At 72.4% G+C, this 14,188-nt stretch carries 11 protein-coding genes and 1 pseudogene; 5 read left to right on the top strand and 7 right to left on the bottom strand.

Annotation, left to right across the window (positions count from 1 at the left end; genetic code table 11):
* Positions 1-323 precede the first annotated feature (323 nt).
* Positions 324-623: a hypothetical protein gene (locus tag AB0J88_RS31280; RefSeq protein WP_364348192.1), complete on the bottom strand. Its 300-nt coding sequence runs from the start codon at positions 621-623 to the stop codon at positions 324-326.
* Positions 624-912: 289 nt separating this feature from the next.
* On the opposite strand from AB0J88_RS31280, the pseudogene AB0J88_RS31275 reads away from it, so the two are divergent.
* Positions 913-1,155: pseudogene (locus AB0J88_RS31275) on the top strand (leucine zipper domain-containing protein); the annotation flags it as partial.
* A gap of 35 nt (positions 1,156-1,190) precedes the next feature.
* Positions 1,191-1,397, top strand: a complete 207-nt coding sequence (locus AB0J88_RS31270; RefSeq protein ID WP_364348189.1) for a hypothetical protein — start codon at positions 1,191-1,193, stop codon at positions 1,395-1,397.
* Between the two features lie 23 nt (positions 1,398-1,420).
* On the opposite strand, the gene glnA is transcribed toward AB0J88_RS31270, so the two are convergent.
* From glnA to AB0J88_RS31250, 4 genes are all read right to left on the bottom strand, one after another.
* Positions 1,421-2,845, bottom strand: coding sequence for a type I glutamate--ammonia ligase (glnA, locus tag AB0J88_RS31265; protein WP_364348186.1), 1,425 nt, complete (start codon positions 2,843-2,845; stop codon positions 1,421-1,423).
* A 292-nt stretch (positions 2,846-3,137) separates the two neighbouring features.
* Entirely contained in the window at positions 3,138-3,833 is a 696-nt protein-coding gene (locus AB0J88_RS31260) for a DUF4191 domain-containing protein (protein WP_364348183.1), read from the bottom strand.
* Between the two features lie 10 nt (positions 3,834-3,843).
* On the bottom strand, positions 3,844-6,906 hold the full coding sequence (locus AB0J88_RS31255) for an AAA family ATPase (RefSeq protein ID WP_364348180.1): 3,063 nt from the start codon (positions 6,904-6,906) through the stop codon (positions 3,844-3,846).
* Positions 6,907-6,959: 53 nt separating this feature from the next.
* Positions 6,960-7,133 carry a hypothetical protein gene (locus AB0J88_RS31250; protein WP_364348177.1) on the bottom strand — a complete coding sequence of 58 codons (174 nt, stop codon included), beginning with the start codon at positions 7,131-7,133 and terminating at the stop codon, positions 6,960-6,962.
* A 156-nt stretch (positions 7,134-7,289) separates the two neighbouring features.
* On the opposite strand from AB0J88_RS31250, the gene AB0J88_RS31245 reads away from it, so the two are divergent.
* From AB0J88_RS31245 to AB0J88_RS31235, 3 genes are all read left to right on the top strand, one after another.
* On the top strand, positions 7,290-7,853 hold the full coding sequence (locus tag AB0J88_RS31245; protein ID WP_364348174.1) for a hypothetical protein: 564 nt from the start codon (positions 7,290-7,292) through the stop codon (positions 7,851-7,853).
* Positions 7,854-7,942: 89 nt separating this feature from the next.
* On the top strand, positions 7,943-9,196 hold the full coding sequence (locus tag AB0J88_RS31240; protein ID WP_364348171.1) for an MFS transporter: 1,254 nt from the start codon (positions 7,943-7,945) through the stop codon (positions 9,194-9,196).
* 144 nt (positions 9,197-9,340) lie between these two features.
* The gene (locus tag AB0J88_RS31235; RefSeq protein ID WP_364348168.1) at positions 9,341-9,874 is read left to right on the top strand and encodes a hypothetical protein; all 534 of its coding nucleotides are present in this window, start codon (positions 9,341-9,343) and stop codon (positions 9,872-9,874) included.
* Here AB0J88_RS31235 and AB0J88_RS31230 read toward each other — a convergent pair.
* Both AB0J88_RS31230 and AB0J88_RS31225 read right to left on the bottom strand, forming a co-directional pair.
* Positions 9,843-11,246 (bottom strand): pyridoxal-dependent decarboxylase, encoded by a 1,404-nt coding sequence (locus tag AB0J88_RS31230; RefSeq protein WP_364348165.1) that lies wholly within the window; start codon positions 11,244-11,246, stop codon positions 9,843-9,845. The genes AB0J88_RS31235 and AB0J88_RS31230 overlap by 32 nt on opposite strands.
* Positions 11,246-14,188, bottom strand: a complete 2,943-nt coding sequence (locus AB0J88_RS31225) for a bifunctional [glutamine synthetase] adenylyltransferase/[glutamine synthetase]-adenylyl-L-tyrosine phosphorylase (protein ID WP_364348162.1) — start codon at positions 14,186-14,188, stop codon at positions 11,246-11,248. Before AB0J88_RS31225 ends, AB0J88_RS31230 begins: the two co-directional genes overlap by 1 nt.

Genomic DNA, 14,188 nt, shown 5'->3' with positions numbered 1-14,188 from the left:
TGACGGCCCGGACGGCCCACAGACGGCCCGGCGGAGATCGTTTACAGCGGCCTGTCTGCTGGTTTTTGACCTTCGTGCTGGTGGCGGTTGTGGGGGTCGGTGGGCCATCCCGTCGCGCAGGCTTCGCCCGGCCGGATCGCGCCTCGGTGGTGAAGGTGGAGGGCCCCACTGGACGAACGACCTTCGCCACCGAGGCGCGATCTGGCTGCCTGTGGTGTGCGGCGGGCGCACCAGATCTGCCGGCCATCCCAGAGCCGCCGAGGGTCCAGGGGCGAGTAGCCCCGGCCGCCGGAGGCCATCTCCGGGTCGTAGGGCCGGAGGCCCTACCCGCCGGAGGCCCGGGTCGACGGCGCGCTCGTCCGCGGATCCCGAGCCAGCATCAGAGACGTGGATTCGAGTGTCAGCGGGACAGTGCCCGGGTCCAGGTGGATGTGCGCGCCCGGCGGGGCGCTGCCGTCAGACAGCGCGAGGCACCATCGTGCAAGGTCGCGAAGACCGGCGGGGTCGCCGAAGATCTCGACCGTGCCATCACGAAGTTCGACGGTGATGTTCCCGCCCTCGGCGGGCGCGACGACGCCGCGATTGGCGTCGTACGCCGGTACGGCCAATGTGTTGTCACCCACGCGCGAAGTATGCCGCCATAAACGACTGTGGTCCGAACCGGGCTGCCCGGCGTCGCCAAGTTAGGCGGCGTCGGGCTTTGTCATGTCCGACGAGCCGACGCGTCTGCTGCCGGCCCCGCCGTCGCCGGAGGCGTAAGGCGGGAGTCGGCCGGGCAGGACAGCGACGCGCGGCCCGGAGGGCCGCCTTGAAGACGTATAGAAAGTTCTCACCGGCTACGGCTACCGGTGCTGTCCGGTCTCAGGACCTCCGTGACAGATCGGTCTCAGGACGTGCGTGACACTCCGCCGAGTGTTGGTGGAGTTGACCGTGACAGAACAGCGGTACCGGGCCGTGTTGGAAGTCGAAGCCGGGGTGCCGGTGATCGAGGTAGCCGAGCGGTTCGGTGTGTCTCGTCAGGCGGTGCATCGATGGCTGCGCTGGTATGCCGATGATGGCTTGGACGGCTTGGCGGATCGGTCCAGCCGCCCCAACTCGTTCCCGGGGCAGACCTCGCCCGAGGTGGAAGCGCTGATCTGCGAACTGCGAGGGCGCACGGATTCCACGCTCTCCGCCACACCTACGCGAGCGTGTTGCTCGCTGACGGCGTCGACATCCGCACGCTCGCTGAGTACCTCGGACACGGTGACCCCGGGTTCACCTTGCGCACGTACACGCACCTGATGCCGTCGGCGCCAGACAAAGCGCGGCGAGCCGTCGACCGTGCCCTAAGCGGGCTGGCCGACGGCTCGCCAGTTGTACCGATGCTGTACCCGGAGGGTCTCGACGATGCGTAGCCCCAGGTCAGCGCTTTGTTTGATCAGACGTCGTAGTACATGGCGAACTCGTGCGGGGTCGGGCGCAGGCGGACCGGGTCCACCTCGTTCGCGCGCTTGTAGTCGACCCACGTCGAGATCAGGTCCGGCGTGAAGACGCCGCCTTCGAGCAGGTAGTCGTGGTCCGCCTCGAGCGAGTCCAGGACCTCCGGCAGGGAGCCCGGGACCTGCTTGACGGAGTTGTACTCCTCCGGCGGCAGGTCGTAGAGGTCCTTGTCGATCGGCTCCGGTGGCTCGATCTTGCTCTTGATGCCGTCGAGGCCGGCCATCAGCATCGCCGAGAAGGCCAGGTAGACGTTGGCCGACGGGTCCGGCACGCGGAACTCGACGCGCTTGGCCTTGGCGTTGCTGCCCGTCACCGGGATGCGGGTGCAGGCCGAGCGGTTGCGCTGCGAGTAGACCAGGTTGACCGGGGCCTCGAAGCCGGGCACGAGACGGCGGTACGAGTTGACCGTCGGGTTCGTGAACGCCAGCAGCGACGGGGCGTGGTGCAGCAGACCGCCGATGTACCAGCGGGCCGTGTCGGACAGGCCGGCGTAGCCGGTCTCGTCGTAGAACAGCGGCTCGCCGTTGAGCCAGAGGCTCTGGTGGGTGTGCATGCCGGAGCCGTTGTCACCGAACAGCGGCTTGGGCATGAACGTCGCGGTCTTGCCGGCGGCCCAGGCGGTGTTCTTGACGATGTACTTGAACAGCTGGAGCTGGTCGCCCGCGTGCAGCAGGGTCGAGAACTTGTAGTTGATCTCGGCCTGGCCGGCGGTGCCGACCTCGTGGTGCGAGCGCTCGACGGTGAACCCGCTGTCGACCAGGTTGCGCACGATCGAGTCGCGCAGGTCGGCGTAGTGGTCGACCGGCGGGACCGGGAAGTAGCCGCCCTTGTACGGGGTCTTGTAACCGCGGTTGCCGCCTTCTTCCTCGCGGCCCGTGTTCCAGGCGCCCTCGACCGAGTCGATGTAGTAGAAGGCCTGGTTCGCGCTGGTGTCGTGGCGGATCGAGTCGAAGATGTAGAACTCGGCCTCGGGCCCGAAGTAGGCGGTGTCGGCGATGCCGCTGGCCGCCAGGTAGGCCTCGGCCTTCTTCGCCACGTTGCGCGGGTCACGCGAGTACGCCTCGCGGGTGAACGGGTCGTGGATGAAGAAGTTGAGGGCGAGCGTCTTCTGCGCCCGGAACGGGTCGATGAACGCGGAAGCCACGTCCGGCAGCAGCAGCATGTCGGACTCGTGGATCTGCTGGAAACCACGGATCGACGAACCGTCGAACGCGAGGCCGGTGGTGAAGATGTCGTCGTCGATGCTCTCGACCGGGGCGTTGAAGTGCTGCATCACGCCGGGCAGGTCGCAGAACCGGACGTCGACGAACTTCACGTCCTCGTCTTTGAGGTATCGCAGGAGTTCCTCGGGATTGGCGAACAACACGTCCTCCTGGCACGTCGCTTACTTGGCTCGTTCGGTCTCTTCAGCAAGGCTGGCAGCGACGGTATGGCGAGGCCGTTGCCCGAGCGTGTCGCAAAAGTTTCTGCCGTGTTACGTCACCCGCGAGCCGCCAGGAATGCCCGTTTGACCGGTGATAGAACCGGCCAAACCTGAACATATACCCGCGAGTGCGTACGACCTGTGGACTCGCCGACCATGTGACGCCGGTCGCGGATACGCGGAACCCCGCGCTCCGCCGTCGTGTCGGCGGGGGCGCGGGGTCCGGTGTCGGTCAGCGGCCGCGGGTCTGGCGGAAGGCGCCCTTGGACGGGCGCATGTTCTTGGGGATCGCGCCCTTCGGCATCTGCGGCCGGGCGGCGGACAGGGCCGTGAGGCGCTTGTCGAGGGAGTTGACGTCCTTGCCGCTCAGCGCGCGCGGAAGCCGGGTCAGGGTCATCCGGAGCTTGCGGATCGGGACCTCGTCCTCGCCGTTGCCGATCACGTAGTCGTGCAGCGGCGCGTTGCCGATGACCTTGGCGAGGCGGCGCTTCTCCTGACCGAGCATGCTGCGTACGCGCTGCGGGTTGCCCTCCGCGAGGAGGATGACGCCGGGCTTGCCCACCACCAGGTGGATCATGTCCATCGCGGTCGTGGAGCTCACCGCAGGGCGGACCCGCCAGTCACCGCGCATGTTCTCGATGATCGAAGCGGCGGCGCCGGGCTGCCCCTCGGCCGCGTTCATCATGGCGCGGTTGGAGCGCAGGTTGAGGACGATGAGCAGAGCGAGCAGGGCGACCAGGATGCCCAGCGGGATGAAGATGATGCCCCAGCCGAGCACCACCGCGAGGGCGGCGAGCAGCAATGGGATGAGCACCGCTCCGGCCGCCAACGGGACAAACATCTTGTCCTGTTTAGCGGTGAACGAGAAAACCATCCCGATCTGCTTAAGGCGTCCGCCGAACGACACCTTCTCTTCTGCCCTGGCCATGCGACGCAGTCTAGTGTCCGGATGCCGTGGTCTGTCCGCCGGCAATCAGGTCCGGCCCGAGCAGCCCCAGCCGGTGGGCGACTGCTGCCGCTTCGATCCGATTCGTGACCTCCAACTTGGCGATGATGCGTGAAACGTGCACGCTGACCGTTTTCGGCGACAGATAGAGCTCCGCGCCGATTCGGCTGTTGCTGTGCCCGGCTGCGACCAGGCGGAGCACGTCGCGCTCGCGCGCGGTCAGCACGTCCGGCCCGGCCCGGACCGCGCCGCGCAGGCCGACCCGCCGCGCCAGCCGGGCCACCTCGTCGCGCAACGGACGGGCGTCGAGGTCGGCGGCGATCGCACCGGCCTCTTCGAGGGCCTCCCGGGCCGCGGTGCGGTCTCCGGCCGCGGCTGCCGCCTCGGCCTGGCTGACCAAGGTGCGAGCCAGCGCGTAGGGCTGGCCATCGGTCCGCCACGCATCCACGGCCGCAGCCCACAGCTCCAGCACATCGCCTGCCTGGACCCCTGCCGCACCGCCTCCTGTCACCGCGGGTGCGCCCGGCGGTGAAGCGGCGTCGGCCAAGCAGGCGGCGATCTGCGCCGCGTAGGCACGTTCGGCCGGGTGCTGGCGGTCGACCCGCGCGGCCAGACCTTGGATGCCGGCGCCGAGCACGCCGTCGCCGGCCGCGACCGCCGCCCGCGCCGAGGCCGCCAGCAACGGCCAGGCATAGCGGGGATTGGCGAGCAGGTCGCCAATCCCGGCCGGAGCCTCGCCACCCGAGGCACTGCCCGAAGCCATGCCTGCCCCGGCGACGCCACCGCCACCGCCGGGTCTGGGGGCCGGCATCGCGAGGCCGGCAGGTGGCCCTTCGCCGGAGACGCCGAGCGCGCCCCGTGCCGCGTCGACGGCTCCGGCCAGGTCTCCCGCGGCCAGGGCCGCCTCGATTCTCAGGGTCACCAACGGCAGTCGGTGCTGCGCGCTCACGTAGGGCCGCCCCAGGAAGGCGAGGGCGCGACCGACCAGTTCCGGTGCCGAGGCGTCGCCTCGGGCCAGGCGTAGGCCGGCGCGTAGCTGGAGCCAGTGCAGGCCCAGGTGGCCTGGCGGGTCGAAGCGCGCCGACTCCGCGCAGATCGCGTCGGCCTCGTCCCAGCGGCCCAGCGCGACCAGGGCCTCCGCGTGGTTGGAGCGCAGGAACGCGCCGCTGGAGCGGTCGACGCCGACCTTGCCCGCGTCTTTCGTGCCCAGCGCCGCCGCCTTGGCCGAGCCCGCGTAGTCGGCGATCTCGAACAGCGCGTCGGAGATGCTGACGCGGGCGTGGACGAGGCCCTCCAGGTCGCCCAGGGCCTGCGCTCTGGCCTCCGCCTCGCGCAGCAGGGCCACGCTGTCGTCGGAGGTCACCGTGCGGCCGCACACGCGGGCCAGCGTCAGCGTCGCGTGGATCGCCGCGCCCTCGTGGCCCAGGGACTCGGCCGTCGACCGGGCCAGCATGGCGATCCGCGCACCTTTGTCAGGGTCGACCCGGCTGATCTGGTAGGCGCTGTCGGCCAGCAGCATCGCCCGCGCCGCGTCGTCGGGTGCGGTCTCCGCGAGGGCGACCGCCTCCTGGATCTGGGCCACGCCGTCGCTCTTGCCCAACGAGGCCAGCAGCTTGCCGCGCCGCGTGAGCAGCCTGGCCGCCCGCAGCGGCTCGGACCCGCGGTCGATGGTGTGCAGCGCGGCCCGGTTGAGGCTCAGCGCCCGCTTGAAGTCGCCCGCCGTGTAGGTGGCGACCATCGTCTCCTCGAGCAGCGTCAGGTGGTCGAGGCCGAGCCGCTCGGCCGCGTCGGGGACCTGCTCCCACAGCTCGAGCACCCGCTCCAGCAGCCGGGCCTGCTCGGCGTGCGCGTAGCGCTCCCCCGCCGCGACCGCTGCCGCGTGCGAGGTGACCAGGGCGCGCGGAGTGTCGTGGGCGGCGTACCAGTGGTGCGCGATCTCCGCCGGTGCCCGCCCCGCGCCGACCAACGCCGGATCGGCCTCGATGGCGGCGGCGTAGCGCGCGTGCAGGCGCGCGTGCTCGCCCGGCAGCAAGTCGTCGTGGACGGCCTCGCGGACCAGCGCGTGCCGGAACTCGTAGCCGCCCTCGGCGTCGGCGACCAGCAGCTGGGCCGTGACCGCCGTGCGCAGGGCGGCGTCGAGCGCGGCCTCCGGCAGGCCGGCGACCGTGGCGAGCAGCTCGTGGCCGATCCGGTTGCCGCCGGCGGCGGCGATGCGCAGCACCGGCTGGGCCGACTCGGGCAGCCGGTCGACCCGGGCCAGCAGCAGGTCGCGCAGGCTCTCGGGGATGTCGGCGCAGGCGGCCGGGTCGCCCGAGGCCGCCAGCTCCTCGACGAAGAACGGGTTGCCCTGGGCGCGCTGATGCACCTTGTCGATCGCGCGCTGCCCCGGCTCGGCACCGTAGACGCTGGCCAGGATCTCGGCCGTGCCCTCCCGGTCGAGGCGGCCGACGTCGAGCCGCTCGACGCCGCGGGCACGGTCGAGCTCGGCGACGAAGCCACGCAGCGGATGGCCGCGGTGCAGCTCGTCGGTGCGGTAGGTGCAGACCAGCAGGACCCGGGCCGTGCGGGCGGCGCGCACCAGGAAGTCGATCAGGTCGCGGGTCGAGCGGTCGGCCCAGTGCAGGTCTTCGAGGACCACCACCAGGGGTCGGTCGGCGGCCAGCCGGGCGAGCAGCGCCGAGACCCGGTCGAACAGCACGCCCCGGTCGGGCTCGGGCGAGACCGCGCCCAGCTCCGGCAGGAGGCGGGCGAACTCGGCCTCGTGACCGTCGAGGACAGCGACGCCCTCGGAGCGGACGAGCTCGCGCACGATGCCGGCGAACGGCGCGTAGGGCAGGCCCTCCTCGCCGAGCTCGAGGCACTGGCCGGTGAGGAACCGCGCACTGCCCGCGTGCTTGGCGAACTCTTCGAGCAGGCGGGTCTTGCCCACCCCGGCCTCGCCGCCGACGAGCACCATAGCCGGCTCGTCGGTGCGGACCCGCTTGAGCGCCTCGCGCAGCGCCGCGATCTCGGCGTCACGGCCGACGAACGCGGTGCTGCGCGTGCGAGTGGTCACGGCATCGAGAATGCCATGCGGGTACGACATGTCGCCGCCGAGATTTCGTGCGCTCAGGACGGCCGGCTCCGCCGCGTGGACGCCCGCCTGCGCAGGGCGCGGGCCAGGCGGCCCGTGCGGGCGTCCTCGGTCAACGTCTCGACGCGGGCGCGGTGCAGTTCCAGTGTCAGGTACGGGTCGTTGATCATTGCCAGCTCCTCGGCGTCAGTGGTGTTGACGTTGACCATCCGCGCGCAGGTAGCCCCGCCACACCCGGCGCCCGCCCTAATCCCGCCCTCCTTACCTGCCTTACCTCGCGCCGGGACCCCGCCTGAGGTGGGTAAGGTACTCAGCGCGTCAACGCATCGTTGACAAAGGCACCTGAGCCCCGCATCATCACGACCGTGGAATCCGATGCCGAGGCCGACCTGCGCGCGCTGCTCGCCGCGGCCCGGGACGACGACCCGCGACGCGCCCTCGACGCGCTCCCCCTCCTGCGCGCCGTCCGGGAACGACTCGACAGCACCGAACGCGCACTGATCGAGTCGGCCCGGGCCGGCGGGGCGAGCTGGGCGACGGTCGCCGCGGCGCTGGGCCTGGCCAGCCGCCAGGCGGCCGAGCAGCGCCACCTGCGGCTCACCTGCGACCAGACCCGCGAGGTCGCGCCCATTCGGATCACCAGACAGCGTCAGCGATCCGTTGACGTAAGCCACGGCCCAGCCATCGCCACTCTCCGCGCCGCCACCAAGGCCTTGCTCCGCAGGGTCGAGGCCGACGACGCCTGGCCCGCCCGATTCACCCGAGCCGCCTTGACCAGGGACACCCTCGCGATGGCCGCCGACGCACCCCCGGGAGCCCTGTTCGCCCTGGCCACGAGCGTGATGGACGACCTGCCGCAGGCCACCGACACCGAGCTCCCGCCACCGATCGCCAAGGCCGCCGAGGACCTGAGGAAGGCCCTGACCTGAGCCGACCAGACTCAACCAACGGTTGACACGCCATCACCACCTCCCTCAGGATCTGAGTCGCAACGACTCAAGGGTCCTGGGGAGGACACGTGCCACCGACTCTCGGTGCGCGCTTCGCGGTGCTGCGACTGCGCGACTTCCGCATCTTCGTCGCCGGCTACGCCACGTCCACGCTGGGGACGCTGATGTCCAGCGTCGCGCTCGCGTTCGCCGTGCTCGGGAGCGGTGGTTCCCCCACGACCCTCAGCTACGTGCTGGCGGCGCGCATCGTGCCGATGGTCGCCGTCCTGCCGCTCGCGGGCGTGCTGGGCGACCGCCTGCCACGCCGCCTGGTGATGGTCTGCGCCGACGCGCTGTGCGCGGCGACTCAGGCGGCGATCGCCGTGCTGTTCTTCGTCGGCAGCCCCGGCCTCGGCCCGCTCCTGGCGCTGGCGGCGCTCGGCGGCCTGGGCGAAGCCATCTTCCGCCCGTCCTTCGACGGCCTCGTCCCGCAGCTGGTGCCCGCCGACCGCCGTCACGAGGCCAACACCCTCCTCGGCTTGATCAGGTCGACGGCCACCGTGGCCGGCCCGGCGCTGGCCGGCGTGCTGGTGGTGCTGACCTCGCCGGCGACCGTGCTGCTGATCGACGCGATCACCTACGTGCCCAGCATCGTGGCCCTGCTGTGGCTCCGTGTCCCCGACCCGGACCCGGCCAGCCGCACCTCGATGGTGCGGGAGATGCGTGAGGGCTGGCGGGTGTTCGCGTCGCTGCCCTGGCTGTGGACCATCACGCTCCAGTTCACGTTGTTCAACCTCCTGCTCTGGGCGCCCTACCTCGTGCTCGGGCCGGTTTCCACCGACCGCTGGTACGGCGGCGCCGGTGCCTGGGCAGCGATCACCGCCACCTACGGCGCCGGCGCCATCCTCGGCGGCGTCGTCGTTCTGGGCTGGAAGCCCGAGCGCCCGCTGCTGGTCGCCACCGCGGCCACCATCCTCTGGGCGGCCCCTTCCGCGACCCTGGCGACGCGAGCCCCACTGCTGATCGTCTGCGGCGGTGCCCTGGTCGCGGGCATCGTCAGCGCCATCTTCGGCACCCTCTGGATGACCGCGATCCACCAACGCGTACCCCCGGAAGCCATGTCCCGAGTCAACTCGTATGTGGTCTTCGGCTCGTTCTCGGTGGGACCGATCGGCCTCGCACTCGCCGGACCCGCCGCGACGGCCACCAGCATCACCACGGTCCTCTCCGTGGGCGTCATCTGGCAGGTGATCTCAGCAATGGCATTGTTGATGCTGCCGGCCATCCGTCGGTTTCGACAGGAGATCACGGTGACGGCAGAACCCGAGCTGACAAAGGCATGAAGACCGATGTCCCGGGTCCGCCGGGGGGCGCGACCGTCGCTCCCGCCGGGGACCGCTCCGCTGCGCTGCGCTGCCAGGTCCGCGGTGGGTCGCGCTACAAGCCGAAGGACGGAACGACGACGCACCCCAGCGCGTCTAGTTGTCATGGCCTCGCGCAGGATCGCCGCCGCCGCCGCCCTCGTGGTGCTGCTCGCTGTCGGCGGTTGTGGCCGCGCGTCGGGCGAGCGGGTCGCCTATCAAGGCGACTACCCCCACTACGAGAGTGTGGCCGCGCTGCTGGAGAAGGCCACCCTCGTCGTCGAGGTGACCACGGCCAACCCGAGGTTCGACAAGCTCTATCCCATCGACGGCCCGAAGACGGACGACACCGCCGTCGTCATCACCGTCTACGACGCCACGGTGACGAGAGTCCACAAGGGACCAGCGAAGACCGGCGACGTCATCGAGGTCCAGCAGACCGGCGGCGAGAGCGACGGCGTGGTCTACGAGCAGCCCGGCCAGGTTCCCTTCCACGAAGGCACCGCGTACCTGCTGTTCCTGGAGACCTACCCGGACTCGCCCGCGTCGTTGTTGAACCCCGACCAGGCCCAGTACGAGGTCGACCCGGCCGGCGGCTACCGGTCGGTCGGTGAGAACACGCTTACCGTCACCGGGAAAGACCTGACGCCAGTTCCCTGACCACCGAGACGAACAGCTCGATGTCCCGCGAGGTCGTGCGCCAGTTGACGATCGCCGGCCGGAGGGCCACCTTGCCCTCGTAGACGGTCGTGCCCGCGAACACCCGCCCGTCTTCCAGCAGCGCCTCGCCCACCCGCCGGTTCAGGTCGTCGAGCTCGGCCGGCGGCACCCCGGGCGGACGCACCCGGAAGCAGACGATGCACAGCGGCACGTCGGCCAGCCGCTCCAGCTCGGGCGCCGCGTCGACCAGCCCGGCCAGCTCCTGCGCCAGATCCAGATGCCGCTCGACCATCGCCCGGTAGCCGGACCGCCCGTACGCGGCCAGGGTCGCCCAGATCGGCACCGACCGCGCCCGTCGCGACGACTCCGGCCCCAGCAGGCCGTAGCCGCCGCGCGGTGAGTCCGCGCCCGGCAGGTACGGGGCTCCCGGCATCCCGAACGCCGCACCCAGCCGGGCCGGTTCGCGCAGGAAGGCGAACCCGCTCTCGTACGGCACGTTGAGCCACTTGTGCCCGTCGCACGCGATCGAGTCGGCCCGGTCCACGCCGGAGACCAGGTGCGCGGTGCGCGGCGACAACGCGGCGAACAGCCCGAACGCCCCGTCGACGTGGAGCCAGGCGTCGTGCCGCGCGACCACGTCCGCCACCTCGGCCAGCGGGTCGAAGTCGCCCGCGTTCACCTCGCCCGCGTTGGCGATGACCACCGCCGGCCCGGACGAGGCCAGCGCACGGTCCAACGAGGACGGATCGACCCGTCCCGCGCCGTGCACCGAGACCGATTCCCGCCCGTGGCCGAGCATCTGGAGCGCCTTGCGCGCGCTGGCATGGACGTAGCCGCCGGAGAACACCGGCATCCGCGGCAGCCCGTGCAGACCCGACGCGGCCACGTCGACCCCGTGCCGGGAGGCCCACCAGTGGGTCGCCGCGCCCAACGCCGTGAAGTTCGCGAACGTCGCGCTGGCCACGAGCGCACCGCCGAACGACGGCGGCAGCCCGAACAGCGACCGCAACCAGTCCAGCGACGTGGTCTCCACCGATGTCGCGAACTCCGACGCGGCCCGGGAGAACGCGTTCTGGTCGAGCAGCGACACCGTCCAGTCGGCGGCCAGCGCGGCCGGCGTCACGCCGCCGGTGACGAAGTGGAAGAACCGCGGCCCGGCCGAGTGGGTGGCCGACTCCAGGCCCACGGACAGCAGCTGAGCCAGGACCGAGGCCGCTCCGGCGCCGTCAGAGGGCAGGGCGCCGCCCAGCTCCTCCACCCGCGCGGAACCCGCGTACACGGGCCGATCCACCAACGAGGAGAGGTACGGCCCGGCCGCGTCGAAGACGGCGCCCAACGCCGCCTCGGTGCCGTCGTCGTGCAAGGGGTCCATCAACCCTCCAGAACGTGCTCCAATGCGGTCCGCGCGCGCCGGGCGGTGCGTAGGTAGTCGTCGAGGAACTCGCCCGCGTCGTCGCGCCCGAGCAGCCGGACCACGCCGGCCAGCTCCACGCCGTGCCGGGGCAGCTGGTCGCCCGGCTTGCCACGGACCAGCGTCAGCGCGTCGCGTACCCGGGCCGCCTGCTGCCAACCCGCGGCCAGGGCGGCGGCGTCCACGTCGGAGAGCAGCCCGGCCGCCTCGGCCGCGGCGATCGCGTCGACGGTCCGGGTGGTCCGCAACGACGGGTGCGCGCCCGCGTGCCGGAGCTGGAGCACCTGCGCCGCCCACTCGACGTCGGCGAGCCCACCCCGGCCGAGCTTGACGTGCGTGGCCGGGTCGGCGCCGCGCGGCAGCCGCTCGTTCTCCACCCGGGCCTTGATGCGCCGGATCTCGACATGCTGTTCGCGGGTGAGCCCCGCGGCCGGGTAACGCACCCGGTCGGCCATCGCGACGAAACGCTCCCCGAGCGAGACGTCGCCGGCCACCGGCCGCGCCCGCAGCAGCGCCTGCGCCTCCCACACCTTCGACCAGCGCGAGTAGTACTGCGCGTACGCGGCCAGGCTGCGCACCAGCGGACCCTGTCGGCCCTCGGGGCGCAGGTCGGCGTCGACGCCCAGCGGCGGGTCGGGCGCCGGCATGCCGAGCAGCCGGCGCAGCTCCTCGGCGACCGCGTGCGCGGCGGCCGAGGCGGCGTCGTCCGGCAGGCCGGCTGGCTGGTCGTACACGAACAGCACGTCGGCGTCCGACGAGAAGTTGAGCTCCAGGCCGCCGAGCCGACCCATCCCGATGACGGCGAAGGTCAGCCCAGGCGGCAACGGATAGACCCGAGCGGCCGCCCGCAGCGCCGCGCCCAGCGTCGCTTCGGCCACATCGGACAGTGCGGTGCCGACGCCGCGGATGTCGAGCACCGGAGACGGCGCCAGCGAGCCGTGGCTCAGCGCGTCGGCGCAGGCGATCCGGAACAGCTCGCGGCGGCGCAGCCCGCGCACCGCGCGGATCGCCCCGACCGGGTCGTCGTGGCGGTCCGCGGCGGCGCCGAACCCGTCGCGGAGGACGTCCGCGGGGCGGGGCGTGAGCTCCGCGTCCTCGGCCAGCAGCCGCAGCGCCTCCGGGTCACGGGCGAGCAGGTCGGCGGCGTACCGGGACAGCCCGAGCACCCGGGCCAGCCGCGTGGCGACCGGACCCTCGTCCCGCAGCAACCGCAGGTACCAGGGCGTCGAGCCGAGCGCGTCGGAGACCTGCCGGTAGCTCAGCAGGCCGCGGTCCGGCTCGGCGGCGTCGGCGAACTCCTGGAGCAGCACCGGCAGCAGGGTGCGCTGGATCGCCGCTGTGCGGCTGACCCCGCCGGTGAGCGCCTCCAGGTGGCGCAGCGCGCCGGTCGGGTCGGCGAAGCCGAGCACCTCGAGCTGGCGCCGGGCGGCCTCCGGGGTCAGCCGCAGCGACTCGGCCGGCACCCGGGCGACCGCCTCCAGCAGCGGGCGGTAGAGCAGCTTCACGTGCAGCCGGCGCACCTCGCTGGCGTGCGCCACCCAGGCGGCCCGGAACGTCTCGACCGCGTCGCGCCCCGGCTCGGCGGTGTAGCCCAGCGCGGCGGCCAGCCACCGCAGCGCGGCGGGGTCGGCCGGCACGGTGTGCGTGCGACGCAACGCCTGGAGCTGCAGGCGGTGCTCGACGGTGCGCAGGAACCGGTAGCCGCGCAGCAGCGTCTCGCCGTCGGCCCGCCCCACGTAGCCGCCGCTGACCAGCGCCCGCAGCGCCGGCATCGTGCCGGTGACCCGCAACGTCTCGTCGGCCCGGCCGTGCACGAGCTGGAGCAGCTGGACGGCGAACTCGATGTCGCGCAGCCCGCCCGGCCCGCGCTTGATCTCGCGCTCCATCTCGCGGGCCGGCACGTTCTCGACGATCTTCCGCCGCATCGCCCGCACGTCGTCGACCGCCTCCGGCCGCTCGGCCGCGTGCCACACCAGCGGTGCCAGCGTGTCGATCCACTCCTGGGCCAGCGCGGTGTCGCCGGCCGCCGGGCGGGCCTTGAGCAGCGCCTGGAACTCCCAGGTGCGCGCCCAGCGCTGGTAGTAGGCCTGGTGGCTGGCCAGCGTGCGGACCAGCGGGCCACGGCTGCCCTCGGGACGCAGCGCGGCGTCGACCGGCCACGCGACCAGACCGCAGACCTCGATCAGCCGGGTCGCGATCCCGGTGGCCGCGGGCAGGTCGTCGTCGGTCGCCGCGACGAAGATGACGTCCACGTCGGACACGTAGTTGAGCTCGTTGCCGCCGCACTTGCCGAGCGCGACCACCCCCAGCCGGGGGTCACTGCCGACCTCGGCCGCCGCTATCGCGTACGCCGCCCGCAGTGTCCCGTCGGCCAGCGCCGACAGCGCCGCCATCGTCTGCTCCAGGCCGCGCCCACCGGTCAGGTCCGCCGCGGCGATCTTCAACAGCGCCAGGCGGTACGCGAGCCGCAACGCGGCCACCGGGTTCGGCCCCTCGACCGGCTCGAGCTCGCCGGAGGCAAGCGGCGCCCGGCCGTTCTGGTCCCGCAACGCCGTCCACTGCCCGGGGTTGGCCACCAGGTGGTCGCCGAGCGCCGACGACGCGCCCAGCACCGCGACCAGCCGGCGCCGCACGCCGTTGTCGACGAGCAGCGCGTCGAGCAGCTCCTGGTGCCCGCCGTCGCGGTCCAGCGCCTCGGTCAGCCGGTGCAGCTGGCGCAGGGCCAGGTCGGGGTCGGCGGCCCGGGACAACGCCGCGATCAGGCCGGCCGCGGGCTCGCCCACCGGCTCCTGGACCGTCGGGTCCCAGAGCCCCAGCCCGCCCGGGCCGAGCACCTCGCCCGCCCGATCGCCGAAGCCGAACCGGGCCAGCCGGTTGGTCCGCTCACTCGCCGGCCGGGCCAC

The organism is Asanoa sp. NPDC049475 (genome assembly GCF_040676915.1).
GTDB lineage: Bacteria > Actinomycetota > Actinomycetes > Mycobacteriales > Micromonosporaceae > Asanoa.
This window is presented reverse-complemented; position numbering and strand designations above follow the sequence as displayed.